The following is a 25,846-nucleotide window of genomic DNA, read 5'->3' as shown; positions in this document are numbered from 1 at the left end:
TCCTTGGCGGTGTCGGGGATGATGATGCCGCCCTTGGTCTTCTCCTCGCCCTCGATGCGGCGGACGACGACACGGTCGTGCAGCGGACGGAACTTCATGGGGCCTCCAGTTTCCTGCCTAGCGAGGTGAGCGGCTGGTTAGTGCCGCCGCTCGAGAGAGAGGCGAACGCTTCTCCCTGCGCAGGGTCCTAGCACTCGACGTCGGCGAGTGCTAACGATTGTTGGCCGGTTTCGCCAATCGGCCTTGAACCGTCCGCCCGCAACGTCAGCCCAGTGCTTACGATGTGCTGAAGGCAGGTAATTACAATTACATCATTGAAGAGGACGAAACGTCCGGATCTCGACGAGACCCGCCTTTTGTTCCCTTGAGTGAGCAGCGAACCACCGCTCTCAGGTGCCCTGCCGGCGCCCGTTTCAGGCAGAATGCGGGATATCTCCTTACCTGCTGATTTTTCGCGCGCCTTGCGGGTGTCAGTGCCGTGTCTGGGCGGCGGTGCTCGCATGAGCCAGGAAGAAGCGCAGCATCTCCCGGCTCGCATCGGGTCCGAGCGGGTCGGTGTACGTGCCGCTCGCGCTTCCGCCAGACCAAGCGTGCCCGGCACCCTGCAGCACTCACTGCTCCAGGAACGCCCGCTCGTCGCCGTCGCGCTGGATCGTGCGGGTGTAGGCCGTTCCACCCTCGAATATACGCTGGGCGGCCACCGTCTTCAGCGTCCTCCCGCGTGTCGCTTGTGCGATAACTCGGTCGCCGTTGACCGGATGGACCGTGCGGTCGGCATCGCCGTGGAAGACAATGGTAGGGACTGAGCCTGGCGTGCCGCTCGGCTGGAAAACTCCTCCCCCTTCATGGCTGCAAAGGCTGACGGCATGTCCTTGGCGACGCCAGACGGTAGGCCCGAGTGCACGCCAACCGCTGCGAACAGGTCGGGATCGGTCGACGCCAGGATCGCCGCGGCTGCGCCGCCGGCTTAGAGACCCGCGGCATAGACCCGTGTCGGATCCGCCGAGAACTCCCGGATCACCTCACGCGCCATACCGGCGAGCAGCGAAGGCTCGCCGGCATCGCGCTGCTGATCGGCGGCATTAAACCGATGCTGTTGAAAAACTTCGTTAGACCAGCACTCGCCTGTCAAAATGCGCAATATATGGGGCTTGCCTCCTCGATGAATACTAAATATAGGTTTCAAATTGGACATTGGATCGTTGTTCAACGGAATCAATTCTTTACCGATATTGTACTTGTGCGTAGCGTAGGTCTGCATCGAGATGTGCAGCATGAGCCGGCGCAGACATTTGCACCGTCAGAATTCGGGTGCGCATGATTGGGAGCACCAAACAAAAATCAAAATTTGGAGTTCTCTGCGCCAGATCTTACCGAGCCACGCTCATCAGGCCCGGACAAAAGGCCGTCTGTGGCGTATCATGCTCTGAACTTGTTTACTCATTTGCGTCATTGACCTGATCGCGGTGCAGCAGATTGACAGTTTGAGCGATTAGGCGGAGCATTCAACGCTCCTGCTCGCCACGATGCTACCTCGTACTAGCTCGGCCGCGCGGCGAACGCTTTTTTGGTTGGGAAACTTCGGCGAAGACGACTGTCCAGTGGCAGGAGAAAACGCCTATGCTGAAGATTTACGCAACGCCATCCTGCCAGCTCGCTTCGCCGTTGTGCGCTGCCCTCATCCTCGCGGCGGGGTCCGTCCTCGCCGACGAGACCTGCCAATCGCCATATATGTCCAAGATCACGGGCATCGAAGATTTCGTCTACGTCTGGACGCTCGGGATCGAGGGCCTGGGCGACAGTTCGGACAAGCTCGTCACGATCGATGTGCGCGACGGGTCGCCCACCTTCGGCAAGCCGATACACGCGGCTTCGGTCGGCGGTCGGCACGAGGCGCATCACGGCGGTTTCACCGACGATCGACGCCAGTTCTGGGCCGCAGGGTTGTCTGACAGCAAGATCTTCATTTTCGATGTCGCCACCGACCCGGCCAAGCCTCGGCTCGTGAAGGTGATCGACGACTTCATCGAGAAGAGCGGCGGCGCGGCCGGCCCACACGGCGCCTACGCGCTGCCGGGTCGCATGCTGATCCCGAGCCTGTCGAACCGGGACGGGACCGGTCGGGCGGCGCTCGTCGAGTACTCGAACGAGGGCGATTACGTCGTCACTCACTGGCTGCCGACCGACGCAATGCCGAACGGCGCCCGGATTGAGGCAAGAGCGGACGGTTACGGCTACGATGCCCGCGTGCTGCCGCGTCGCAACGTGATGCTGACCTCGTCCTTCACGGGCCTTGAGAATTACATGCGCCCGCTCGCTGACCTGATGAAGGATGGCGATGCGATGAAACGCTTCGGGCAAACGATGGTGTTATGGGACTTCCACACCCGCCAGCCTCGCACCGTGCTGAGCGTCCCTGGCGTGCCGCTGGAGATCCGCTGGGCTTGGGGACCCCACCACTCCTACGCCTTCACCTCGACCGCTCTCACCTCGAAGCTCTGGCTCGTGCACGAGGATGAGCGTGGGACGTGGCGCGCCAAAGAGGTTGCCGAGATCGGCGATCCGACGAAGCTGCCGGTGCCGGTCGACATCAGTCTCTCAGCCGACGACCGCACGCTGTTCGTCGATACCTTCATGGACGGCACTACGCGCGTATTCGACGTTTCTGACCCGCACAGGCCGCAGCAGATTTACGAGAAGAAGATCGGCGCACAGCTCAACATGGTCTCGCAGAGCTGGGACGGAAAGCGGATCTACTACACCAGTTCGCTCCTGGCGAACTGGGACAAGACCGGCCCGGATAACGAGCAATTCCTCAAGGCATTTAAGTGGGACGGCAAGGAACTGGCACCGCGCTTCGCGATCAACTTCGCGGCCGAGGGGCTCGGGCGCCCGCATATGATGGCGTTCGGCGCGGCCTCGCTCTACACGAACTGACATGCGGCCCGCGACACTCTCGAGCTTCACGGCCGCGCTGATGATGAGTGCCGCGGTTCTCGCGCATGATGGCCACCTGCCGCCGGGGACCGACGATATCGCGTTCTCGGTCCCGCCCCCTGGCAGCTACCGCTTGCCGCCAATCAAGTCTGCGGCCGGGGGGGCCGTCCTCGACGAAGCCGGTCGTCGACAGGACCTGCTGCTCGACGCCCTCCAGGGCGAGGTCAGCGTGCTTGCCCTGATCTACACGCGCTGCGGCGACATCTGCCCACTCGCCAGCGCTGGCATGGCTCGGCTGCAAGACCTAGCGGCGGAGGATCCCCTCCTGTCGCGCCGGATGCGCCTCGTCACTCTGAGCTTCGACCCTGAGCGCGACACGCCCGAGGCGATGCGGGACTACGCTGCCGCTTGGCGCTCCGCCAACCCAGCCGCGCCCATCTGGGTTTTCCTTACAGCCGCCGGCCGGGACGCCCTTGCACCGCTTCTTGCTGCATATGGCCAGCATGTCGACGCCAAGCCCGGTGGAGCGCTGAATCACGTCTTCCGCGCCTTCCTGATCGACCACGCGGGACGTGTGCGGAACATCTACAGCCTCGACTTGTTCGAGCCCGCGCTGGTCCTCGCAGACGTGCGAACTCTGCTGCTCGAACAGTCCGGCTCCGACGCTGCGCCGGGCCGCTGAACGCGAGGGCGTCCGACCCGATCGACGCACAGGTCATGGCCACTTCGTGGGCCGCGCCCTGCGGCCCGCTGTTCGCCTAGGACTTCGTGACGCTCCTCGCCGCGTTGACGCTGCCTGTGTGAGAGCGCCATGGCGCTGGTCGCGTCCATGGCCTTAGCATGGCTTGCCTAGGCGTTGCGCCTCCGAGCCTGGATAGACTCTGCCCGTTCAGGCCGCGCTGCCATCGGCCTAACGTGCTTTCAAGGCTGTCTCGATGAGGTCGCGCACCTCCTTCCAAGCCGGGGTCGACGGCGTGACCAGATCGAAATGCCCGGCATCGGGAAGGTTGATGAGGCGTGGTGCGATCCCTGACTTGGCCCGCAAGGCCCGGGCATAGTCGTACGCAACCCAGGGCGGTACGAGGCGGTCGAGCACGCCGCTCACCATGACGACGGAGCCTGCCGGCGCCAAGGCGGCGGGCGACACCTCCGTGAGCTTGTCCGACGGAGCAAGCCGTTCGAGGACGCCAGGACCGCAAAGCAGCGGGACGAAGCGGGCGAACGTCGCAAGGTCGCCCACCCCACCCAGGCTGATGACGGTGCGGGACTCGAGCCTCGATGCCGCGCGTAGCGGGCTCTCGCCAGGCAGGGAGACGCGTGAGGCCGCCCACAGGGCGAGGTGGCCGCCAGCGGAATGCCCGACGAGCACCACCCGTGAAAGGTCCAGGTGGTGGGCCTCTGCGTCCTCGACGAGCCGGTCCAGAGCGGCGCTCACGTCCTGGTAGGTACCGGGATAGCCTCCGCCGGCCTCGTTCGCGCGACGGTAGCCGATGCTCCACACGGCAATCCCGCGCCGTGTCAGCTCCGGGCCCAGGTGCCGCATCTGCTCGCGCCCGGCGGTGGTGTTGCTCCAGCAACCACCGTGGATCAAAACCGCGATCGGATGCGGACCGGGGCTGGCGGGCAGAAATACGTCAATGCCTTGCGAGGGCGCTTCCCCGTAGGCCACCTGCAAGGTGGGCTCCGGTCGCGGAAGGTCGCGGAAGACGGAGAGCTCTAACGGGTCTGCTGAGGCATGACCAACCGACAGACCCGTCATCAGCACGAGGACAGCGCAACGCTTCATGCCAGCCTGCCCACGGAGAGGTATCGCCCGGAATCGACGTGACGCGTTCGCACGTAACTATAGCAGGGCGATGGACCGCACTCGAGGCCACTATCGAGATTGCCGCCGATGGTGAGAAGGGGCCGCGCAGTCGCGGCTGTCGGGTCTGTGCCAGTGGCATTGGGTCAGATTTTGCAGCAAAATCGGACCTCTGGTCATCGGCATGCGAAGGTCCGGTGATGTTGCAACTCAGAACTACAAGGTGAGCTGCTGCAAGGTCCGCTTCAAAGGAGCCGCCCAGGCTGGCTGAACAGCCAAAGTGGGCGTGATCCGGACATTCACGCGACCCATACGGATCGCAGGAGATCGCGGCCTTGCCTGCTCCGACCTTGAGCGCCTTTTCTCGTAACCACTCGCTAAGCACGTCGCGCTAAGGGATGCCAGCTGCGGGGCGGCGAGGAGACAGGAAATACATTTCTAGCGAGCGTGCCGATGGGCACTATCTTGCTTGACAGGGCCGGCAACGCCGAAGAAAAAAGGCCGTCCTTGCGGAGCGGCCCGAAGTCTAGGGAGGAAACGCCCAATGAAGGGCTGCAAGAAGGCGACGCCATCGCCCTGCTGCACACCAAAGCCTGCCACCGCTCCACAGGGGTTTCAAGCCTCCCCTGCCCTCAGGACGAGCATGCCGTGCGCTTGAGCACACGGCCGCGGTATGGTCGCCACAGAGCTCGCCGACAGAAACCCGTTCTTAACCACGCCTCGCCAGCCTTTGCGCGGGTGGGAGCCTCAGCGCGTCATCGGAAATCTCTTCCGGCTCCCACATACACGGCTGGGCTCTCCTGTCCGAGCTGTGCACGGCGGGGCGACAATGTGACCGGTGTTGCCATTTTGTTCTAGGCGGGCGGATACCGAAGCGCGAACATGCAGCATGCGCCCGCACCTGCTCCTCCCGATGTTGCTGGTCCTGAGTATAAGCCCGGGCCGCGCGGCGTCGGCAAACCCGCCGCACGATCTTCCTGCCTTGGAACAAGCTTGGCACAGCTGCGTGCGCGAGGCCTACTCTCGGCAGTCAGCCTCACAGAGCAGGCGAGCAGCCGAGCGCAGTGCGTTGGACGAGTGCAAGGAGCACGAGGACACCTATGTGATGGCGATCCTGGCTGCTCAGATCGCTGCGGAAGAGGCGCAGTGGCAGACGAAGTCGTCAGTCACGTCCAGAGCCACCGCCTGGGTATCTTACGTGGCCGTGTACGTCGTTGACCCGGTCTCCTCTTGGCTGAGGCGCTGGAAGCGCTGAGAGGCGGCTTGAACGCTGGTGCGGCCTACAAGATCCGAGTGCCGAGGATGGGCAGCGCCCCGATGACGAGATTCAAGTTCCAAGCCCACTGCTCGGCGGGAGATGGATCTGGGCAGATGCGGTCGATGCACCCGACCATCAGCACGCTACTCGTGGCAAAGCGCGTCGCGCGGATGATCTTACAGCCGAGTGAACATCGAGGAGTGCGGCCGTCGAACTGATCGTGGATTGGCGAGCGGGCGGGAGCGCCATGGTCATCGCAGATCGACTGGGCCAATCGCACTTGCACAAAGCGCCCGGAACAATTGACTGCATGCGCGATTTGCGCAGACAGGCTCGATATCCCTTGGCTGCTACGTCGAGCGAGCGCGTGTCATAATCAAGAAGATTGCGCACGATGCGCAAGGAGGAAGCCGGCATGCAGATACCAATTAAGCGATCCATCGAAGCCGTGCCCGGCGGCATGATGGTCGTGCCGCTGCTTGCCGGCGCGCTGATCGCAACGTTCTTTCCCGAAACCCCGAAGTTTTTTGGCTCGTTCACTGGAGCGCTCTTCTCCGGCGCTCTGACAATCCTCGCCGTCTTCTACGTGTGCATGGGCGCGAGCATCGATTTCCGAGCCACCCCCTACATCGTGAAGAAGGGCGGAACACTCCTCGCCGTGAAGGTCGGGATCGCGATCATTCTGGGCTTGATCTTCGGCCGCCTGCTTGGCGAGGCACCGGTGGCGGCCGGCATGTTCGTGGGTCTATCCACCCTAGCGGTCGTTGCCAGCATGAACGACACCAACGGTGGGCTCTACATGGCGTTGATGGGCCAATACGGGCGCCCGCGAGACGTCGGTGCTTACACCGTGATGTCGCTCGAGAGCGGGCCCTTCCTCACCATGGTGACGCTTGGTGTTGCGGGCCTCTCGGCCTTTCCCTGGCAGACGCTGGTCGGCGCAATCTTGCCGCTCCTTGTCGGGATGGTCATTGGAAACCTCGACCGCGAGATGCGCGACTTCCTGAGCCGCGCGATTCCGGTGATGATCCCGTTCTTTGCATTCGCGCTCGGGGCTGGCCTCGATCTGTCGAAGGTCTGGCAGGCGGGCCTGCTCGGCCTCGCAATGGGGGTGGCGGTCGTGGTCGTCACGGGCATCCCGCTGTTCTTCGCCGACCGGCTGACGGGCGGGACAGGTGTTGCGGGCGTCGCAGCCGCCTCAACAGCGGGCAATGCCGCAGCCGTGCCGGCTATTGTCGCCTCCGCCAATCCGGCTTACGCCGACGCGGCGGGCCCTGCCACGATCTTGGTCGCGGCCTGCGTCGTGGTGACGGCGATCCTCGTCCCGGTCGCGACGGCTTGGACTGCAAGGGCCTTCGGCCGTGCTGAGGAAGCGGAGGCCGAGCTGTCGGCCGCGTCGGACACCGTCCCGGCGCAGCGGGCCGGCAGCCGCTGAAATGACTGGCCGTTGGCTCGTCCTCGCCGATGATCTGACTGGCGCTGCGGACTGCGCGATCGCGTTCGGACGCCGGGGCCGTGAAGCGGCGGTGATCTGGGGCGACGCGGCGATCGTCGGACCGGATCAGCCGACGGTTCTGTCCTACGACGCCGACAGTCGCGGTCTGTCCGCGGAGGACGCCGCGCGACGCCACGCGCGACTTCTAGCCCGCCTGCTCGAACCGGATCGGATGCTGTTCAAGAAGATCGATTCGACGCTGCGAGGCCAGCCGGCCGCCGAGACGGCCGCGGCGATCGCGGCCATGAAATCGCGGGCGGGGTCGGCTTTCGGGGTCTTCGCACCCGCCTTCCCGGCGATGGGCAGGACGACAATCGATGGTCGCGTCTACGTCAACGGTCGTCCGCTGGAGGAAGCGGAGGTCTGGCATCGCGATCACACCTATGCCTGTGCCGACCTTGCGGAGGTCCTCGTCTCGGCCGGCATCCGGGCCGAGACGATTCCACTCTCGACCGTGCGCGGCGACCTCGCAACCGCGCTCGCGCGGGTGGCCGCCCTGGGCGACATCGTCGCGGTCTGCGATGCCGAGACGGAGGATGATCTCGACCGCGTTGCTCGGGCGAGCCTGTCGGGCGCGCCGTTGACCTTCTTCATCGGCAGCGCGGGCCTCGCGCATGCCCTCGCGGCCATCGACACGGGACAACCCGCCGAGGCAGTTCGCTTCGCGCCGAGCATGCGCGGCACTCTGATCGTGGTCGGATCGCTCGCGGCAGTCTCTCGCGCGGCTGCCCGCAAACTCGCCAAGGGAGGAAGCGTGACCCACCTTTCGGTCGCGCCTGAGACGCTCCTGGGCGACCCTGCCGGCAGGGCGGCGCTCGCCGCGCGTATCGCCGAGGTGACCGCCTCCGGCGGAGACATGCTGGTCGAGATCGAGATGAATGCCGCTCCGGACATGTCGCTCGGCCCGCGTCTTGTCCAAGGCCTCGCCGACGCCCTGGAGGCGGTCGCGCCGCAGATCGGTGCCTTCGCGGCGACCGGGGGCGAAACCGCAGCGGCCCTGCTCACGCGCTTCGGCGTCAGCGGCATCCGCCTCGTCGACGAGATTGAGCCGGGCGTCTCGCTTGGCCTGACGCTAGGCCAACTCTCCATCCCGGTCGCCACGAAGGCGGGCGCCTTCGGTGATGCGGACAGCCTCCTGCGCATCGGCGCGCGCCTGCGCGCCGTCAGAACGGAAGGAAGTTTCACATGACCCGTCCGACTATCGCGATCACGATGGGCGACCCGGCCGGCATCGGACCCGAGATTATCCTGAAGGCGCTCGCCCGTCCGGACGTTCATGCCATGTGCCGACCTCTGGTGATCGGGGATGCGGGGCGCCTCCGGCAGGCGGGCTGCGTCGTCGGTGCCGAGATCCCTGTCGAGGCGCTGACGGATGCCGGCGCGGCGAACTTTGAGACCGCAGCGGTGCAATGCGTGGATGTGGGGCTCGTGCCCGAGGACCTGCCCTTCGGTCAGGTGTCGGCGACGGCGGGCGAGGCAGCCTACCGCTACATCGAGAAGGCCGTGCAGATCGTGCAGGCAGGACAGGCGCAGGGTATTTGCACCGCACCGCTGTCGAAGGAGGCGCTGCACGCCGCTGGCCACAAGTTCCCCGGCCACACGGAACTCCTCGCCCACCTCACCGGCACGCCGGAGGTCTCGATGATGCTCGTATCGCCGAAGCTCAGGGTAATCCACGTCACCACGCACATTGGCCTGCTCGACGCCATCGCGAAGATTGAGCCCGGTCTCGTCGAGCGCGTCATCGCGCGCGGTCACGACGTGCTGGTGAAGGCTGGGATCTCGAACCCGAAGATCGGCGTCTGCGCCATCAATCCGCATGCGGGCGAAGGCGGCCTCTTCGGCCACGGCGAGGAAGCCGAGAAGATCGCACCGGCCGTCGAGGCTTGCCAAGCCAGAGGCTGGGATGTGCGCGGCCCGCTACCAGCCGACACGCTGTTCTTCCTGGCCGGCCGCGGCGACTACGATATGGTGGTCGCCATGTACCACGATCAGGGTCACGGCCCGATCAAGGTTCTGGGGCTCGAATCAGGTGTGAACATCACCGTAGGCCTGCCCGTGATCCGGACATCCGTCGATCACGGAACGGCCTTCGACATCGCCGGCAGGGGAATTGCTGACGAGCGGAGCCTTGTGGAGGCGCTGCGTCAGGCGGTCGACCTCGCTCCGAAGCTGGCGGCGGCCTGACCGCCGCACGCCCGGACAATGTCGGGGGACTGCAAGTCTATGCCGATGCGCAGCAAAGAGCGTCGGGCGCGGCTGTTGGAGTCGCTGAGTGCTGGCGAGATCGACGTGGACGATTTCGCGCGGCACTTCAGCGTCTCCGCCTCGACGGTCCGGCGCGACCTGCAGCATCTGTCTGCGACGGCCTCGGTGCGCAGAACCTATGGCGGCGCGATCCTCGCCAAGCATCCGACCGAGACTATTCTCGCCGAGCGGCATGCCGTGAATGGTGCTGAGAAGCGAGCCATCGCGCACGCGGCGATCGGGTTGATCGAGGACGGGGACACGCTGATCCTCGATGCCGGATCCACGGTCGCCGCCTTCGGACAGTTGCTGAGCCGCCGCCGCCTCCGGATCATCACCAACAACCTCGCTCTGCTGCCCTTCCTTGCTGAGGCACCGGGACTCGAACTCGTCGTGTTGGGTGGTGGCGTCAGGGCGACCAGCATGAGCACCGTGGGTCCGCTTGCCGTCGAGGCGTTGCGCCTGATGACGGCAGACCGCGCCATCATGAGCGCCGAAGGCGTGGTGGCCGGACGGGGCCTCTGCGAGGCGAGCTTGGATCAGATCACGCTGAAGTCGTTGATGATGCGGCAGTCACGTGAGGTGATCGTGCTCGCCGATGCCAGCAAGCTCGGCCGTGCCGAACAGAGCGCCTGGGCTCTCTTTCCTCGGAATTGGACTTTGGTGACGGACTCCACCGCATCAGCGGTTCAACAGCAGCTTCTCACCGAAGCGGGCGCGCGGGTGTTGGTGGCGGGGAACTGAGGTGTCCCGGCGGACATCGGCCAGTTCTGCTGAGTTATCCTGCCCCTCCACGGCAATCTTCAAGTGCAGCTCCGTGACATGTATCGAGTTGTGCGTGGATGGCGGCATAACATAGGTGTATTCGGCCGCCGTGAGTTCAGCAGCCCGAAGAAAAGGTCTGCCAGGGTCGTGCGTTAGACCTGTAGCTCAGCTCACGCATCTGCTTTCGAGGTGCCGAGATGATCTCCCTCATCGCCAGAACGGGCGTCAATCCGACCAGTTGGATCTGGCCGAAAGCGGCCCGTTCGCGTCGGGGCTCAAACTGTGGGCAAGCGGACGTTCGGCGTGGGTCAGGTTAAGGCCTCAGAATAACCCATTGTCGCCATCCTGCCGACCCGGACGGCATCTCGGAAACGGACATCGAAGAAGCCCAGGCACTGAGTCCGGGTCGCGCGGAGCAGTGATCGCCGGCAGGTCAGCTGTGAAGGTCGGGTAACGTCGTCCACGCGGACGTCCTCTTATCGCACCAAGTTGGAACCCGTGGATGCAGAGAAATGAGCGAGGCTCGTCTCCGCTGGCGCAGCGCAGATCCACGGCTCGCGTCCCGGGCCAGATGCGCCCGCATCAACCCACGGCTGAGATACCGTGCCAATGCGCTTGACATATCAGAAGTATATTGCTTCTTATCCATGACGAGTCTCGACATGGTGAGAACGCCGAGGTGCGGTCGTCCTGAACGACGCCTGCCTTGCACGAAGTCGAGTTCAAGGGAGGTTCAAGCCATGGCATTCCCCAGTGCGCCAACGCATGCGCCGGGCGCAGCTAGCAACTCGTCGACGCGCTGGATCCAACTGATCGCCGCGATCGCCGCAATGGTGGCGATTGCCAACCTGCAATACGCCTGGACGCTCTACGTGCCCGAGATCGAGAAGGTGTATGGTTGGAGCCGAGCTTCGATCCAAACTGCCTTCACGATTTTCGTCGTGTTCCAGACGTGGCTTACGCCGGTAGGCGGATCGCTGCTCGACCGCTTCGGACCCCGCCTGATTATGGTCATCGGCGGGCTTTGCGCCGGCACATCCTGGCTTCTCGACTCCTACGCGTCCTCCCTCACCGAATTCTACATCGCCGCCATCATTGGCGGCATTGGCGCCGGGACAGTCTACCTGACGGCAGCGAACGTCGCGGTCGTGTGGTTCGCAGACCGGCGCGGGCTCGCCGCCGGCCTTGTCGGGGCGGGCTTCGGCGGAGGCTCGGCGCTGACCATCATACCGATCGCGAATCTCATCAAGGAGAGCGGCTACCAGGCGGCCTTCTTCTGGTTCGCCTTTATCATCAGCGCAGTCATCATCGGTGCCGGCCTCGTGATCCGCGCACCCCGGCCGGGGGAGGCGCCGGAGACGACGCGACCGAACCAGACGCGGCGGAGCTATACCCTCCGCCAAGCCGTTCGGATGCCGGTCTTCTACGTCATGTTTCTGATCGTAACCTGCGTCATCACGGGCGGCCTGATGGCGGTCGCCCAGCTTGGACTGATTGCTAAGGACCTCGGCGTCAAGGACGTGCCTGTCAATGCGTACTTCTTCACAATGGCGGCGCTTCCTTTTGCCCTGATGATGGACAGGATCGTGAACGGGTTTTCTCGGCCATTCTTTGGCTGGATCTCTGACCATATCGGTCGCGAGAACACGATGTTCGTCGCCTTCGGCCTCGAAGGTCTTGGAATTTTGGCTCTAAGCGAACTCGGCAGTCACCCTTGGGCATTTCTGCTCACGTCGGGCATTGTGTTTTTTGCCTGGGGCGAGATCTACAGCTTGTTTAGTGCGGTAACGGCCGATACCTTCGGAACGAGACACTATGGCAAGATTTATGGCTTGCTCTACTGCAGCAAAGGCGTCGGTGCTCTGCTGGTTCCGTTCAGCAACATTATGATGGAGGCAAGCGGGTCCTGGACTTCAGTGCTGTATTTGACCGCAGGCATGAATTTTCTCGCAGCGATCACAGCGGTTCTCGTGCTGAAGCCAATGCTTCGGAAGCACCACGCGATCTCTGTCGACACAGCGATTCCGACACTTGCGTCGCAGGGCGTCCACGCCTGACTCAAGCCTCAGTGATGCCGGGCCTCCAAGCTCGGCGTCGATCGCTATACTGGGAACAGCCAGGCGAGCCGGAAAAACCGAGGCTTGGCTTTCGTTCTCAGCAATCCCTTCGCGGCTAAACCGTGCTCGGCAAGTTCGAACGCTCCTTCGGATCTCCAGGATAACCTCGGTGCTCACCGCAGCGCCTTCAATTCACTGCGTGAGCGACCCAAGCAACTTCTTCGGATGCGGCAGGCGCATGTGCACGAAGAGATCGTAGCCGCCGGCTATAGATAAAGTCAGCGCACGAACACCACTCGCAAGTTAAAACCCACACTGCCCAAAGACCTTGCGCGCAACCCCATCGTCTTGAGCATCAGCGCGATCGCGGTAAGTGCCTCGAGAACAGCCTGTGGCTACGCGGGTGGCTGTATCGCGAGCCGCTCAGGCGAACTGGTCTCGCGGATTTCGTGACCATGGAGCCAAGTGGCATGGCGCTGCTCCTGAATCGGGCCACGGATACAAACTGGAATCCGTCTGTCGCACCGTCAAGAACGCTGCGGTACCAAGGGGCGGGTCGAGCGATGTAGCCGCTCAGGTTAGAGCTTGACCTCAGCGGATCAGATCACGTGATCTGAGATCTGGCGGCTTCCCCCTCGGATTCAGGCGAATCGTGACGCCCAAGATGCGGCGCCGGCGGGCGTGCGAAAATCCTCGAAGGCACGGACGGGAGTGCCCGGATGGCTCTCTTCGATCATCTTCGTCAGCGCACGTCCCGGTCCGATCTCCAATATTGCCGTCGCGCCGTACTCGAGTACGCATTCGACGCACCGCGCCCAATCAATCCGATCATGGACCTGTCGTGAAAGATAAAGCGCGGCATCGGCCGGCGTTTGAAGCGAACGCCCATCGAGCCCCGACAGCGTAGGAGCAGACGGCGTTCGCCAACCTGACGATTCGAGCATCGATCTCAAACCCGGCGCGGCCGCCGCCATGAGGGGAGTGTGCGAAGCGACCCGCACCGGAAGGCGCCGCATATGCCGGGCGCGGGCAGCCGCGTCCGCCTCATATCGCTCCAGCGCCGCGAGCTGACCGCCGACCACGACGTGGTCCGGCCCGTTGACGATGGCGACGAACACGCCGGCCAGCCGCGCCCTGGCCTCTGCCTCGCCAAGCGGTAGGCCGATGGTCGCGAGCATCCCTTGCGCCGCATCCCTTACGCAGGCGTCCATGACTGCAGCGCGCCTCGCCATCAGGTCGAGAATCGCCAAGGCGTCGAGCGCGCCAGAGCAACCATGGGCAGCGAACTCGCCGGCACTGTAGCCGGTATAGACGGCGGCCGTGATGCCTCTCGCCGCCAAAATCGCGTGAGCCGCAAGTGCATGGCCGACGACAAGCGGTTGCGCGACGCGGTTCGCCGCGAGCGCCTCAGGCGAGGCGTCCAGCGAGGCCGCGAACGGATCGAGGCCCGTCAGGTCGCCAACGCGCTTGAGTATGGGACGCACCCCCTCCTCTCCTGCGAGCATGCGGAACATCGCGGCATGCTGTGCGCCCTGGCCGGAACAGAGGATCGCAAGCGTCACGCGGCCGGATGCGCCTCCTCGACGCTCGCAAGGAAGGCGGTGACGGCGAGCAGATCGGCCGCTCCACCGGGACTCATACGCTCGGCGACGAAGGCGCGGTGGATCGAGATTGCGCGCGCGACACCGTCACGCGCGAGGATACCGCCGGAGCCGAGGAAGTCGAGCGCGAGGCGCTGGGCATGCTCGAGGGCAGCCTGTCCGCCACGATAGAGCAGATTGTTGTCCTCGAGTACCGAAACGATCGTGAACAACGCCTGAACTAGGGCGTCATTGAGCGGCGCGCCGGCACGCCGCGCCATGCGGAACGCCGGCAGAGCATGCCCGATCACGGTCGGGAACCCCGCGGCAGCCTCCTCACGGGCACCCGGTGCCCCATAGCGCGATCGCACCGCGGCCCCATGCGTCCGGCCGTTCGCGAGACTGCCTGCGGCGCGGATGTCGGGTCCCCATCGATCGGAGACTGCCCTGCAGATCGCTGCGGCACTGCGATGCTGCGTCGAGGCTCCTGCGGCGGCGGCCGCGAGACCCAGGGAGAACACGGCCCCCCGATGAGTGTTGACGCCACCCGTCGCTGCCAGCATCCGCGCCTCCGCCGCGCGGCCGATTACGTTCAGCGCAGCAAAATCGGCGCCGGCGGCGCCGGCGCTCGCCATCGCGCCGAAATAGCCGGCGAGCGCGGCGATGCTGGCGTGAAACGTCGAGGCGTCCATATCGTCGTGGCTGCCTGCATCGACCAAACTGACCAGGCCGGGCTTGGGATAGCAGATCAGCTCGTGGGTCAGCGCGGCGGCAGCGAGTGCGTCGATGCGAGACGCAGCCTCGTCCGTGAACGCGGACGGGAGCAGATCCAGCATGTCAGACGCCCGCGCGCACGCGTGCCGAGACAGATGCCGCGGCAACCCGCCCGCCTCGCTCTTCGCCGAGCGTTCGACGCATATCGTCACCCTTCAGGGGTCGCGCGAGTGCCTCTCGGAAATGCGTCTTGAGGTCCCCATCCCAGACGCCTTCAAGGCCGCCGACCCGAATGAAATTCTCGACGCCTGGCCCGAGCACGGGATTGGACGCCGCGAGCTCGCCTAGGCGCTCGAGGGGTATCTTGGTCACCCGCGCCATAGCCGCCGGCGCCATCACACGCACCTCGGCACCAGGCAACGCGTAACACAGGTCGGTCGCGAGCCCGGTCGCCATGAATCCCCCTGAGACGGCGAGGTCGTGCACAAGCCCGATTACGCGGTGGCCGCGCCGGCGGGCCGTGTCGAGGCAGCGGGTCAGATGCGCGATGCAGCCATTGTTCCCCATCAGTTCGTCGCGGCGGCTGAGCCGATGGCCGGCGTTATCAACGATGACGAGGATCGGTCGCCTCGGCTCGTCACGCATCGCGTCGAGCGTAGCGCGGGCGAGCCGAAGCGCCACGTCCGCGCCAATCGTGGCGCGGTCCGAGGTGCCGATGACGGTGACGGTGCGACCGTCGAAACGGGCGACGCCCGCAAGGGTAACGCCGTCCCACCCGATCTCGTGATCGTCACCGAACAACTCGGCGAGCACGCGGTAGATCGCACTCGTCGCTTCGCTCATCGGGCGCCCTCCGCCAATGCACCAAGCAGCGCGTTGAAACGTACTGTGTCGAGCGAGGGAACGTCGGCGGGATCGTTCACGCCAAGCCGCGCCCAGACATCCATTCCATCGGTGCAGTCCCAAAATCGCTCGAGCCTGCGCGACAGCATGGCGTGCTCGGCTTCGAGCGCGTCGAGATCGAGTGGGCGCGAGCGTCCGACGAAGCCGAGAATCGCCTTGCGGAATTCCGCCATGTCGTCAGAGATCAGCGCGTCGATTTCGCCGATCAGCCGCCTGTGCTTCGCACCCATCGTGCGCCACACCAGCGCGCGATCCTGTGCATCGAATTCTTCGATGCCCTCGACTGTCTCGATGACCTCAGGTCCTGAAATCGACAAGCGACCTTCCTCGCTCGCGACGATCCAGTCGCACGAGCGGGCGACGATCGACATACCGCCGTAGCAGCCGTTCTTGCCGCCGATGGCGACGATGACGGGCACGCCTGCGTGGCGAGCACCGAGCGCTGCACGCTGGATCTCGCCCATCGCCACAAGTCCGGCATTTGCCTCATGAAGCCTCACTCCGCCGGTATCGAGCAGCAGAATGACGGCTTCGGGCTTCGTGTCGGTCGCGCGTTCCAGAAGGCCGGTGATCTTCGCACCATGTACCTCGCCGACGGCGCCGCCCATAAAGCCACCTTCCTGCGCGGCGATCAGGACCCTTTTGCCATCAACCGTGCCTTCGCCGACCACCACGCCGTCGTCGAAGGAGGCCGGCATGCCGAGGCTTGGCAGATGAGGAGAGGTGATGCGCTCCTCCGGAATGCAGAACTCAATGAATGAATTCTTATCGAGAAGGCCGAGCACGCGCTTACGCGCGGTCGCCTCGTAGAAGCTCTGACGGGCGACCCTCACGACGCGCGGTCCTTGATTTCGGCGGCAGCCTGGTCGAGTCGCAGGCTCACCACCGCCGGAGTCGCACCGCCGTCGTTGATCGAAACGCGCACGTCGCTCAGGAGGTGACGGGCGAAGAAGTCTGCCAGGACCTGCCGCCATGTATTGCCGTAGCCGCGCACTGAGGTGTCGATCACAGCCGCGCAGCGGCCGCCGAGATCAACCGCCTCGATCAGCACTTCCAGATTGCCGGAGCCAACTACGCCAACCAGCGTGGTGGTACCCGGTGGCCGTGGCCCCGATCCGTCAAAATCGTATTCGAGACGCTCCATGACGCTCACCAGTTCCGGAATCGGGAGGGCGGCTCGTAGAGGCCGCCCGACCACGCGACGAGGTCTTTGATTGATCTGGCCGCAAGCAGGTCGCGTGTCGCAAGCCGTTTGTCGACGCCGATGTCCTCGGCATACTGAACTGCCCCCTTCTCCCTGAGCCTTGCCACCATCGCGCGGTCGCGCCCCAGCCCGACCGGCGTATAGCCGGCGACGGCGCGGATTGCCTGGACGCGCTCCTCCAGCGTGTCGCACAGCAGGAGATTGGCAATACCTTCCTCAGTGACGATGTGGGTGAGATCGTCGCCGTACACCATCACTGGCGGGAGGGGCATATCGAAGGTCTTCTGCAACTCCCATGCATCGAGCTTCTCCACGAAGGTCGGGGCCATGCCGTCACCGAAGGTTTCCACGATCTGGACGACAAGCTTGCGGCCGCGAGGCATGGCGCCTTCGCGCCGCTGCTCCCGACCCGCCTTCAACCAGGCCTCACTGCCGTGGCGCCGTCCGCGCGACTCCGAACCGAAATTCGGCGCGCCCCCAAAACCGGTGATGCGCGACAGCGTCGCCGTCGACGAGTTGCCTTCAAGATCGATCTGCAGCGTCGAGCCGATGAACAGGTCGGCATAGTGGCCGGCGAGCTGGCAAAAGATGCGGTTCGACCGCATCGTGCCGTCACGGCCGATGAAGAACACGTCGGAACGTGCCGCCGTGTAGGCCTCCATCCCGAGTTCGGAGCCCGCGCAGTGGATGCTCTCGACAAAGCCGGACTCGATCGCCGGGATCAGCGTCGGGCAGGGATTCACCGACATGTATTGGCAGATCTTACCCCTGAGCCCGAGATCCTCGGCGTAGGTCGGCAGGATGAGTTCGATTGCCGCGGTGTCGAAGCCGATGCCGTGGTTCAGTCGCGAGACACCATACTTCTCGTAGATGCCGCGGATGACCATCATGGCCATCAGGATCTGTACCTCGGTGATGACCGCCGGATCGCGGGTGAAGATCGGCTCGATGTAGTGCGGTTTGGGTGCCTCGACGACGAAGCTCACCCAGTCGCCCGGCACGTCGACGCGCGAGACCTTGTCCACCAGCCGGTTCACCTGGGCGATCAAGATGCCCGATTTGAAGGCCGTCGCCTCGACGATCGCGGGCGTGTCCTCGGTGTTGGGACCGGTATAGAGGTTGCCCTCCGCGTCCGCAGCATCCGCCGCCACGAAGCTGACATGCGGAGTGAGGTCGCAGAAGTAGCGGCTGTAGAGTTCGAGATAGGTGTGGATGGCACCGACCTCGATCCGGCCCTCGCCGACGAGACGCGCCATCCGCACGCCCTGCGGCCCCGCGTAGCAGAAATCCAGGCGACGTGCGATGCCGCGCTCGAACACGTCGAGATGCTGCGGCAACGCGATGTTCGACTGCACGACATGAAGGTCGTGCACTGCCTCCGGCGACGCTTTGGCCAGCGCCTGCGCGAGGAAATCCGCATGCTTCTGGTTGTTGCCCTCTATGCAGATCCGGTCGCCGGGCTCGATGACCGCTTCGAGGAAGCGGACGATGTCGTCCCTGCGGACGACCTTGCCGTCGGCAAAGGCTTGGCCGCGCTTCAGTCTCTCGCGATAGCCGAGTTCAAGCGCGTTCCAGACCCGCGCGCCGCTAGGGGTCGTATCGAGCATGGCTCGGCATCCTGTTTCATTGCGCTATCAGACGTGCTTACGGCGCTCGACGAGCGTTAGAAATTTCTCGTACTCGGCCGGATCAACTCGGTAGGAGTGATCGTCGTCCGGGAAGTTTACAGCCTTGACCTCCTGGACATACTTGCGGATGCCGTTCACGGCGACCTCGGTGAGGTTGGCATAGCGCTTAGTGAACTTCGGCTTGAAGTCCGTGAAGACTCCGAGCAGGTCGTAGGCGAGCAGGATTTGCCCATCGCATCCAGCACCGGCTCCGATGCCGATAGTCGGAATCGTGAGCTGCTCCGAGATCAGCTGCGCGATCGGCGCCGGAACGGCCTCGAATTCCAGCATGAAGCAGCCCGCATCCTCGATGGCGAGCGCATCTTCGAGGATCTTCATCGCGGCGTCCGCGGTGCGCCCCTGGATCTTGAAGCCGCCAAAGTTTGCGATGGTGTGCGGCGTCAGGCCGATATGTGAGGCTGTTGGGATGCCGGCATCAACGAGCGCCTTCAGGATGTGCGCCTGACTCCTGCCACCCTGCGGCTTCACCGCATCGCAAAGTGCCTCCTGCATGAAGCGCGTGGCGTTGGTGAGCGCCCGATCGACTGTGTTGTAGCTCTGGTAGGGCATGCAGCCGAGCACGAACGTGTTCGATGCGCCGCGCCGCACAGCCTGGGCGTGCATGATCATCATATCCATGGTCGCCGGGATGGTGCTGGCATGGCCGTGCGCGACCATCGCCAAGCTGTCGCCGACGACGGCGACATCGACACCTGCCATCTCTGCCCAGCGCGCCGAGGTGTAATCCGGAACGGACATGTAGACGAACTTCTCGCCCGTCCGCTTCGCCGCGCGAATGTCGAGCATCGTCCGCTTCTCGACTTTTCGCCCTGTCTCGCCTGTGCCCGGTCCCGCAGCCGTACTCATCGCCGCCCCTCGTGTATGTTGTTTTCGGCGGCAGGTTCGACCCGCCGCGAGTTCGATCGAAAGAAGCCGAGGATGCCGTGCAGCCTATGCTGAGCGTTCGAGGACTCGGTCGATGTCGGCCGAGGTCATCTCCCACTCGTTCTGGAAGTTCGCCACGACGCTGCGCATGAAGGACGGCTCGAGCCGCTCCGCCTGGGCGGTGTCACCGAGATGATCAACGAGGATGGCGTAGGCGAGTTGAGAGGGCTCAGGACCCTCATAACTCCACTCGAAGCCGTTGCGCGTGTAGCATTTCGAGCCCGTGTGCTCGTCGAGCGGCTTGCCGTCTACCGTGACGACGATGCCGTCGATGGTGCGATCACCGACATAGACCTTGTTCACGGCCGGGCTCCCTTCAGCTCATGGCGCGGGGTGCGGCCGTCGGAGCGGGAGCGCATCACCTCGGGGAAGATCCAGAGGCTGACCACCATGAACGGTCCGAGGAATGCTACGGCCCATTGCGGGCCGGTCTGACCGAGGTAGCCCATGTAGAACCAGCCGGCGAGCGCGGCCAATGCGACGGCCACCGACAGGCCGAACTTGATCGGAAATGGCATCGGTTCCCTCCCAAGATGTGTCTGTTGTCAGAGGCTGAAGACAGCGCCGACGTGCTGGAGCAGTCCGAGCGACACGCCGAAGCTGGCGAGCACGATGGCGAGGCCCGCCATCCCGTCCCGCCAGCGCGGCGGCCAGACGTTGAAGACGCCCGGCGCGAACAGGACGGCAAGACCGCCGACGATGACGAGGCTCGTCCAGCGCAGGTTTGCCGCCCCGTAGGCAAGGCCGCCGCCGACCAGGGCGAGCAGCAGCAGGACGTTGCCCGCGATCAGCGCGAGGCCGAGAGGCCGGCTCCTCAGGTCAGGCCGCGTCTCCAGCGGGAACACGCCCGTGAGCACGTAGAAGCCGGTGCTGGCCACTCCAGCAAAGAGGGCGAACCAGAGCAGGGCCGCCACGTTCGGCTCGATCAGGGTCATGGGTACCTCCCGAATATCATCGGCGGCTCGTCGGCGCCGCCGGATGGCGTCTGGCTCAGCCTCACTCGGCCGGCTGCATCGAACCGGGCCCGGGCGCTCCTGGCGTGCGCGAGGTCTTGCGCATGTCGGTCTTCACGAAGCGCGTGTCGTAGCCGTTAAGGAGGGTCCCCAGGAGGCCGCGGTTGAGGTCGGAGGTGCCGAACAGCCAGTCCATGATCGGGAAAGTCAGGTTCATGTTCCGCTCCATCATGATCGACTGGTCGTGATGCGCCGTGTGGTGCCGGCGGTTCGTGTTGATGAACGGCATGTTGCGGACGAACCAGTTGTCCTCGACGTGACAGCAGAAGTGCATGAACTCGTAGATCAGGTAGATGCTGGTTGTCGTGGAAATGAACAGCCAGCCGACATTTGGCGTGAGCAGGTTGCCGAGCACGATGGCACCCGGAATCGACATCAGCGTGAAGGTGGCTAGCGCGTAGGGCGGGAAGAACGTCACCCGGTAATCCTTGTGATCGGCGAAGCGCATCTCGTGGTCGGTGAAGAACTGGTGATGCTGCAGCGTGTGCCGGTTGTAGACGGCGCGGGCGATCGGGTTCTTGGACGGGCGGTGCATCACGTAGCGGTGCAGCCACCACTCGAAGAAGTTGCAGAACAGGAACACGACCGGGACGGTGGTCAGCTCCGCCCAGGTCACCTGCCTCAGGTTCGAGAGGTAGATGTACAGGGCGGTCAACCCGATCGTGTAGATGATCGCGATATGCAGGATGCCGTTGTACCAGCCCGCGACCCGCTGGCGATAGTTCGCCCGATAGGCGCGCTGCCGCTCACTCATGTTGGTGACCGCGAGTTCCATGGCAACTCCTCCGTCCTTGAATGGCGATAGGATACCAATGATATATCAGAATGCAATCGAAAAAACCCCCGCCTGAAAGTTCCGGGCGCGGTTGCGCCCGGATCGCCCTTCAGTGGGAGATCGCCTCGAGGGAACGCCCCTTCGTCTCGATGCCAAGGAAGGCCACGCTCGCAGCCGCAATCACGAACGAGCCCGCGCCGAGGGCGAAGACGCCGCCCTGGCCGAGCACCGGCAGGATGATGCCGATGATGTAGGGCCCGAGCAGCGAACCGACCCGGCCGACCGCCGAAGCGCAACCTGCGCCGGTGGCGCGCGCGCGGGTCGGGTAGAGCTCGGGCGTGTAGGCGTAGAGCACCGACCACATTCCGAAGAGGAAAAACTGCATCATCAACCCGAGGGCTATCAGCCAGCCGAAGGATGGCGAGTGGCCGTAGAGATAGGCAGCCACCGCACTGCCGAGGAGCATCAGGACGGCGGTGGGCTTGCGGCCCCAACGCTCGACGAGGATCGCCGAGGTGATGAAGCCCGGCACGCCCGCGAGCGAGATCAGGATGGTGTAGATGACCGACTTGGTGACGCTGTGCCCGGCCTCCTGAAGGAGTGCTCCGAGCCATGTGGTGAGGCCATAGAAGCCCAGCAGCGCGAAGAACCAAGTCAGCCAGATCATCACGGTGCGGCTGGCGTAGCCCGGGCTCCAGAGCTCCAGGAACGAGAAGCGGCGCTCGCCCCTGGCCTGCTCCGGCAGCGGCAGCGGCAGCGGCAGCGGCTCGGGCAGAGACCGGCCGTCGAGACGAGCGCTCACCTTTGCCTCGATCTCCCCCATCACGCGGTTGGCCTCATCGAAGCGTCCGCGATCGGCGAGCCAGCGGGGCGATTCGGGCACGAAGAAGCGGATCGCGAAGAGGAACACGGCCGGCACGGCCTGGGCCAGGAAGACGGCGCGCCAGTCGAAGGTGCTCAGGAGCACGTAACTGAGGCAGCCCGCGGCGATGAAGCCGAGGGGCCAGAAGCCTTCCATGATCGCGAGGTAGCGGCCGCGCTTGGCCGTGGGTAGAAACTCCGAGACGATCGCAAGCGCCACCGGAAACTCCATGCCCATCCCGAAGCCGAGGAGCAGGCGGGCATAGCCGAGGGTCGTTGCATCCGGCGAGTAGGCACACCAGGCGCTCCCGAGGCCCCAGAAGATCATGCTGATCTGGAACACGAGCTTGCGGCCGAAGCGGTCGGCCAGCATTCCCGAGAGGCCAGCGCCGAGGAACATGCCGATGAAGCTCATGCTGGAGAGGAGCCCGGCCTGGGCAGTCGAGAGTCCGAACTCCGTCTTGATGGAGCCGAGCAGGAAGGTGAGCGAGCCGAGGTCGATCGAGTCGAAGAACCAGGCCGTCGCGATGATGAGGAAGATGTTGCGCTGGAACTGCGTCATCGGCAGGCGCTCGAGCCGCGCCGCGATCATCACGTCCGAGGCGCGCGCCCGGATGGTGGAAATGTCCTCCGGCAGCGCGGTGCCGGCGGGAATTGCTATTGGCCCTGCCATTGGTTGCCTCCCTGGCGCTATTATATGCAGTTGGGAAGCATGACGGATATGCGTAAGATGCGCAAGATATATCACACGTACGCAACCTGAGGGCACTTGGCAAACACGTCATGCACACGAGCGCTCGACGTGCTATTCAGATTCCTATCAGCCCAACGGGGGGACGATGAACTTCGTGACTGGAAAGACTTCGGCCGTCCGCTCGGTAAAGCGTGGCCGCAAGCAGGCCCGCAAGTCCATTGGCGAGACGATGGGCGCGGAAGCGGGTCAGGATGACTTGCCCGACCTCACGCTCACCGAGAAGGCATACCAGCAACTCGAGGAGCTGATCACGACGCTCGTCCTGCCTCCCGGCATGGTGCTCGGCGAGCAAAACTTGGTTCAACGTCTAGGGATCGGTCGCACGCCAATTCGGGAGGCCCTGCAACGCCTCGCCCGGGACGGGCTGGTCGTAGTGATGCCCCGTCGCGGCATCCTCGTCTCCGAGATCAATGTGCGGACTCAATTGCGTCTCTTGGAGACTCGGCGCGTCCTGGAGCGCCTGATCGCGCGCTTGGCGGCCGAGCGTGCGACACAAGAGGAGCGTGGGGTTTTCGCAGGTCTCGCCCAGGGCATGCGCGAGACGGCCGCGGCCTCGGACGATCTGGCCTTCATGCGTCTGGATGCCCAATTCAATGACTTGGTCGCAGCGGCCTCACGCAACGAGTTCGCGGTGCGCTCTCTGGCCAACATGGCCGGATTGTCGCGACGGTTCTGGTATCAGCACTACAAGCAGGCCGCGGACCTGCCGTTGAGCGCGAATCTGCACGCCGACGTGTGCGAGGCCATCGCCAAGCGGGACGGCAAGGCCGCAGAAGCGGCGTCAGACAGTCTCATCGACTACATCGAGAGCTTCGCCCGCAAGACGCTCGACACGTAAATTTATTGGGCTCTCTGGCAAGCATCATGTGTTGACTGTTCCCGGCGGTGACGCCGCGAAAGCAGGGGCAACTGTTCATGGGTTACGCTCCATGAACGCTGGCAAGCGACAGAATGCAGCGGTCAGATACTGATTCTTGTTCGAACTGATCGACCTTCACGACTGAGATCGTGCATGCGATTAAGGCCGGCGGCGATCCGCCGGAAGGGCGTTGATCGAGACTGGCTTATGGTCCTCGGACCCATAACGCCCGGTAAACGAACAGCCGCTCCCGTCGGAATAGCTGTTTCTGTGAGCCGAACGACCGAAGTTCTGCTCATGGTGCATCTGAGACCTTGCATAGATCAGAGGTACTTCGCTTGCAGATCGACGGTCGAGCGCTGGCCAACTTCGGCAAATTCGTGTGCGAGCCACGACTCCGCCCGTGCCCGCCCAATTCCGTGTAGGTGAAGCAGAAAGTCTAGGTCGGTGTTGAGCTTCGAGGCGACGCCCAACTTCCGCATGACGGCCTCGGCATCGATCGCGTGAATGCGCATCAGCTTCATCTCATTGCCGCGCAGGATGCCATTCTCGATCAGCCTGTTGACGAAGCTGATCGCACGCATCTCGCGCATGAGCGATGAATTGAAGCTGATTTCGTTAATACGATTCATGATCTCTGGCGCGGTGATCGGCACGTCCGGGCGATAGATCGGGTTGATGTGTACGACGACAACATCCGCGCAGTCGCAATCGTAGACCAGTGGAAAGACGGCGGGATTGCCCATGTAGCCGCCATCCCAGTAGTGCTCGCCATCGATCTCGACTGCCTGGAACAGGAATGGCAGGCAGGCCGAGGCCAGGACGGCATCGGCGCTCATCTCGCCAGCGCCGAAGACCCGAACCTTGCCCGTCCGCACGTTGGTGGCCGAGAGAAAGAGCTTGACGGCGGAACAGCGGCGCAATTCGGCAAAGTCGATGCTGCTCTCCAGCACGTGCCGGAGCGGGTTAAAGTTCAGCGGATTCGACTGGTAGGGCGAGACGATGCGCGTCAGGGCGTCGAACAGGGGAAAGGCGGCCGACGTCTCGAGTCCGTAGTTGCCGAAGAATCGATCCCATGGCGACGGCTGAAGAGGACCGAACAGCGCGGCTTGCGCGATCCGTCGCCAGAAGGCGTCGAGAGCCTGCCGCGCGCCACTGCGTCCCCCGACGGTCAAACCGTATGCGAGAATCGCAGCGTTCATCGCCCCGGCGCTGGTCGCGCTGATGCCTTCGATGGCGAGGCCATCTTCTTCGAGCAGGCGGTCGAGAACGCCCCAGGCGAAGGCGCCGTGCGCCCCACCGCCCTGAAGGGCGAGATTGACGGACTTTACTCCATCCCTGCCGCTGCCGGTCGCGAGCCGGTTCGCTTCCAAGCGCTCGGCCATGCCAGGGGTCCTCTCATAGGGCGGACGCTGGGGCAGCGTCACTAAAACATTAGCGAAGCCGCAATGTCTATTGGGTCCCTCACTCCCGCAATTGCAGCCCACTGGCGAGCGAGAGTGACCGGAGCGGTGGAACTGTCCCGGTTTGTGGTCCAGGGCTTATGCAAGTTCTCGGGCGGTGAGAACTTGGTTGGCGAAGGCTCGAGGCGTCAAGCCGCCCAGAGCCGTATAGAGTTGGTCATCGTTGTAGTGGCACCTCCAATCCTCGATGCGCTCGCGCGCATCCGTCAGCGACAGGAACCACGAGGCGTTCAGGCACTTCGCCCGCAGTTTGCCGGGTCGGGGTCAGTCTGGAACAGGCTCGCGGTGGATATGGAACGTTCCAAGCGGGAAAGGCCTAATGGACGCCGCACCTGTCAAACAGCTGCTTTGGTGGGCAACGGTCATCGGGATCGAGCCACAGACCCACAGCCGGAAGAGGAGGCGAGTGCGGCGGGTTCTTATTCCCTGGCCATCCGTTTCGATGACTACGGCCTGTTCGGCCTTGAACGTGTTCCGTGTGCGGGCGTTTTGCTCCTCCTGACTGGGAGGAGTGATGCTGGACGACGCAGAATGGAGAAAGCTGG

Annotated in this window: 24 protein-coding genes and 3 pseudogenes; 9 read left to right on the top strand and 18 right to left on the bottom strand. The window is 64.2% G+C overall.

Features of this window, described 5'->3' with window-relative positions:
* Together WDW90_RS24920 and WDW90_RS40835 are read right to left on the bottom strand one after the other, a co-directional pair.
* Window positions 1–98: pseudogene (locus WDW90_RS24920) on the bottom strand (co-chaperone GroES); the annotation flags it as partial.
* Window positions 99–470: 372 nt separating this feature from the next.
* A pseudogene (locus tag WDW90_RS40835) lies at window positions 471–1,123 on the bottom strand (extracellular catalytic domain type 1 short-chain-length polyhydroxyalkanoate depolymerase); the annotation flags it as partial.
* A 497-nt stretch (window positions 1,124–1,620) separates the two neighbouring features.
* Between WDW90_RS40835 and mtoX the strand changes: the two are divergent.
* A complete protein-coding gene (gene mtoX, locus WDW90_RS24900) occupies window positions 1,621–2,937 on the top strand; it encodes a methanethiol oxidase (RefSeq protein WP_336490175.1) in 1,317 nt (438 codons plus the stop codon).
* Between the two features lies 1 nt (window position 2,938).
* Window positions 2,939–3,619: an SCO family protein gene (locus WDW90_RS24895; RefSeq protein ID WP_336490173.1), complete on the top strand. Its 681-nt coding sequence runs from the start codon at window positions 2,939–2,941 to the stop codon at window positions 3,617–3,619.
* A gap of 228 nt (window positions 3,620–3,847) precedes the next feature.
* Here WDW90_RS24895 and WDW90_RS24890 read toward each other — a convergent pair whose 3' ends face one another.
* Window positions 3,848–4,606, bottom strand: a complete 759-nt coding sequence (locus WDW90_RS24890; protein ID WP_336490178.1) for an alpha/beta hydrolase — start codon at window positions 4,604–4,606, stop codon at window positions 3,848–3,850.
* A 1,024-nt stretch (window positions 4,607–5,630) separates the two neighbouring features.
* On the opposite strand from WDW90_RS24890, the gene WDW90_RS24885 reads away from it, so the two are divergent.
* The 6 genes from WDW90_RS24885 (at window position 5,631) to oxlT (ending at window position 12,563) form a co-directional block, all read left to right on the top strand.
* Window positions 5,631–5,996: a hypothetical protein gene (locus WDW90_RS24885; protein ID WP_336490172.1), complete on the top strand. Its 366-nt coding sequence runs from the start codon at window positions 5,631–5,633 to the stop codon at window positions 5,994–5,996.
* A gap of 418 nt (window positions 5,997–6,414) precedes the next feature.
* The gene (locus WDW90_RS24880; protein WP_336490170.1) at window positions 6,415–7,434 is read left to right on the top strand and encodes a 2-keto-3-deoxygluconate permease; all 1,020 of its coding nucleotides are present in this window, start codon (window positions 6,415–6,417) and stop codon (window positions 7,432–7,434) included.
* A 1-nt stretch (window position 7,435) separates the two neighbouring features.
* Window positions 7,436–8,683 carry a four-carbon acid sugar kinase family protein gene (locus tag WDW90_RS24875; protein WP_336490168.1) on the top strand — a complete coding sequence of 416 codons (1,248 nt, stop codon included), beginning with the start codon at window positions 7,436–7,438 and terminating at the stop codon, window positions 8,681–8,683.
* The gene (gene pdxA, locus WDW90_RS24870) at window positions 8,680–9,681 is read left to right on the top strand and encodes a 4-hydroxythreonine-4-phosphate dehydrogenase PdxA (protein ID WP_336490166.1); all 1,002 of its coding nucleotides are present in this window, start codon (window positions 8,680–8,682) and stop codon (window positions 9,679–9,681) included. Before WDW90_RS24875 ends, pdxA begins: the two co-directional genes overlap by 4 nt.
* A 39-nt stretch (window positions 9,682–9,720) precedes the next feature.
* Window positions 9,721–10,485, top strand: a complete 765-nt coding sequence (locus tag WDW90_RS24865) for a DeoR/GlpR family DNA-binding transcription regulator (RefSeq protein WP_336490165.1) — start codon at window positions 9,721–9,723, stop codon at window positions 10,483–10,485.
* A gap of 761 nt (window positions 10,486–11,246) precedes the next feature.
* Window positions 11,247–12,563: an oxalate/formate MFS antiporter gene (oxlT, locus tag WDW90_RS24860; protein ID WP_336490164.1), complete on the top strand. Its 1,317-nt coding sequence runs from the start codon at window positions 11,247–11,249 to the stop codon at window positions 12,561–12,563.
* Window positions 12,564–13,204: 641 nt separating this feature from the next.
* On the opposite strand, the gene WDW90_RS24855 is transcribed toward oxlT, so the two are convergent.
* From WDW90_RS24855 to WDW90_RS24800, 12 genes are all read right to left on the bottom strand, one after another.
* A complete protein-coding gene (locus tag WDW90_RS24855) occupies window positions 13,205–14,125 on the bottom strand; it encodes an ACP S-malonyltransferase (RefSeq protein WP_336490163.1) in 921 nt (306 codons plus the stop codon).
* Entirely contained in the window at window positions 14,122–14,979 is an 858-nt protein-coding gene (gene mdcB / locus WDW90_RS24850; RefSeq protein WP_336490162.1) for a triphosphoribosyl-dephospho-CoA synthase MdcB, read from the bottom strand. Before mdcB ends, WDW90_RS24855 begins: the two co-directional genes overlap by 4 nt.
* Before the next feature lies 1 nt (window position 14,980).
* On the bottom strand, window positions 14,981–15,700 hold the full coding sequence (locus tag WDW90_RS24845; protein ID WP_336490161.1) for a biotin-independent malonate decarboxylase subunit gamma: 720 nt from the start codon (window positions 15,698–15,700) through the stop codon (window positions 14,981–14,983).
* Window positions 15,697–16,593 (bottom strand): biotin-independent malonate decarboxylase subunit beta, encoded by an 897-nt coding sequence (locus WDW90_RS24840; protein ID WP_336490160.1) that lies wholly within the window; start codon window positions 16,591–16,593, stop codon window positions 15,697–15,699. Before WDW90_RS24840 ends, WDW90_RS24845 begins: the two co-directional genes overlap by 4 nt.
* Window positions 16,590–16,904: a malonate decarboxylase acyl carrier protein gene (gene mdcC, locus WDW90_RS24835; RefSeq protein WP_336490159.1), complete on the bottom strand. Its 315-nt coding sequence runs from the start codon at window positions 16,902–16,904 to the stop codon at window positions 16,590–16,592. The genes WDW90_RS24840 and mdcC overlap by 4 nt, the downstream gene beginning before the upstream one ends.
* 5 nt (window positions 16,905–16,909) lie before the next feature.
* On the bottom strand, window positions 16,910–18,571 hold the full coding sequence (mdcA, locus tag WDW90_RS24830) for a malonate decarboxylase subunit alpha (RefSeq protein WP_336490158.1): 1,662 nt from the start codon (window positions 18,569–18,571) through the stop codon (window positions 16,910–16,912).
* 27 nt (window positions 18,572–18,598) lie between these two features.
* Complete coding sequence (gene panB, locus WDW90_RS24825; RefSeq protein ID WP_336490156.1) at window positions 18,599–19,438, bottom strand: 3-methyl-2-oxobutanoate hydroxymethyltransferase; 840 nt, start codon at window positions 19,436–19,438, stop codon at window positions 18,599–18,601.
* 144 nt (window positions 19,439–19,582) lie between these two features.
* Entirely contained in the window at window positions 19,583–19,879 is a 297-nt protein-coding gene (locus WDW90_RS24820; protein ID WP_336490155.1) for a DUF6166 domain-containing protein, read from the bottom strand.
* On the bottom strand, window positions 19,876–20,094 hold the full coding sequence (locus WDW90_RS24815; RefSeq protein ID WP_336490154.1) for a hypothetical protein: 219 nt from the start codon (window positions 20,092–20,094) through the stop codon (window positions 19,876–19,878). Before WDW90_RS24815 ends, WDW90_RS24820 begins: the two co-directional genes overlap by 4 nt.
* 27 nt (window positions 20,095–20,121) lie before the next feature.
* Window positions 20,122–20,511 (bottom strand): hypothetical protein, encoded by a 390-nt coding sequence (locus WDW90_RS24810; RefSeq protein ID WP_336490153.1) that lies wholly within the window; start codon window positions 20,509–20,511, stop codon window positions 20,122–20,124.
* A 61-nt stretch (window positions 20,512–20,572) separates the two neighbouring features.
* Window positions 20,573–21,364, bottom strand: a complete 792-nt coding sequence (locus tag WDW90_RS24805) for a sterol desaturase family protein (protein ID WP_336490152.1) — start codon at window positions 21,362–21,364, stop codon at window positions 20,573–20,575.
* Window positions 21,365–21,473: 109 nt separating this feature from the next.
* On the bottom strand, window positions 21,474–22,898 hold the full coding sequence (locus tag WDW90_RS24800; RefSeq protein WP_336490151.1) for an MFS transporter: 1,425 nt from the start codon (window positions 22,896–22,898) through the stop codon (window positions 21,474–21,476).
* Window positions 22,899–23,064: 166 nt separating this feature from the next.
* Here WDW90_RS24800 and WDW90_RS24795 point away from each other — a divergent pair, with 166 nt between their 5' ends.
* Window positions 23,065–23,817 (top strand): GntR family transcriptional regulator, encoded by a 753-nt coding sequence (locus tag WDW90_RS24795; protein WP_336490150.1) that lies wholly within the window; start codon window positions 23,065–23,067, stop codon window positions 23,815–23,817.
* 344 nt (window positions 23,818–24,161) lie between these two features.
* On the opposite strand, the gene WDW90_RS24790 is transcribed toward WDW90_RS24795, so the two are convergent.
* From WDW90_RS24790 to WDW90_RS24780, 3 genes and pseudogenes are all read right to left on the bottom strand, one after another.
* Complete coding sequence (locus WDW90_RS24790; RefSeq protein WP_336490149.1) at window positions 24,162–25,223, bottom strand: patatin-like phospholipase family protein; 1,062 nt, start codon at window positions 25,221–25,223, stop codon at window positions 24,162–24,164.
* Window positions 25,224–25,379: 156 nt separating this feature from the next.
* Window positions 25,380–25,556, bottom strand: a pseudogene (locus WDW90_RS24785) (integrase core domain-containing protein); the annotation flags it as partial.
* A gap of 9 nt (window positions 25,557–25,565) precedes the next feature.
* Window positions 25,566–25,846 (bottom strand): hypothetical protein (locus WDW90_RS24780; protein ID WP_336490148.1); only part of this gene is annotated, 281 nt, incomplete at its 5' end.

This window comes from Methylobacterium nigriterrae, from assembly GCF_037106235.1.
In the GTDB taxonomy this organism is placed as follows: Bacteria; Pseudomonadota; Alphaproteobacteria; order Rhizobiales; family Beijerinckiaceae; genus Methylobacterium; species Methylobacterium nigriterrae.
Note: the sequence above shows the minus strand (reverse complement) of the source record. Positions and strands in the feature narration are given on the sequence as shown.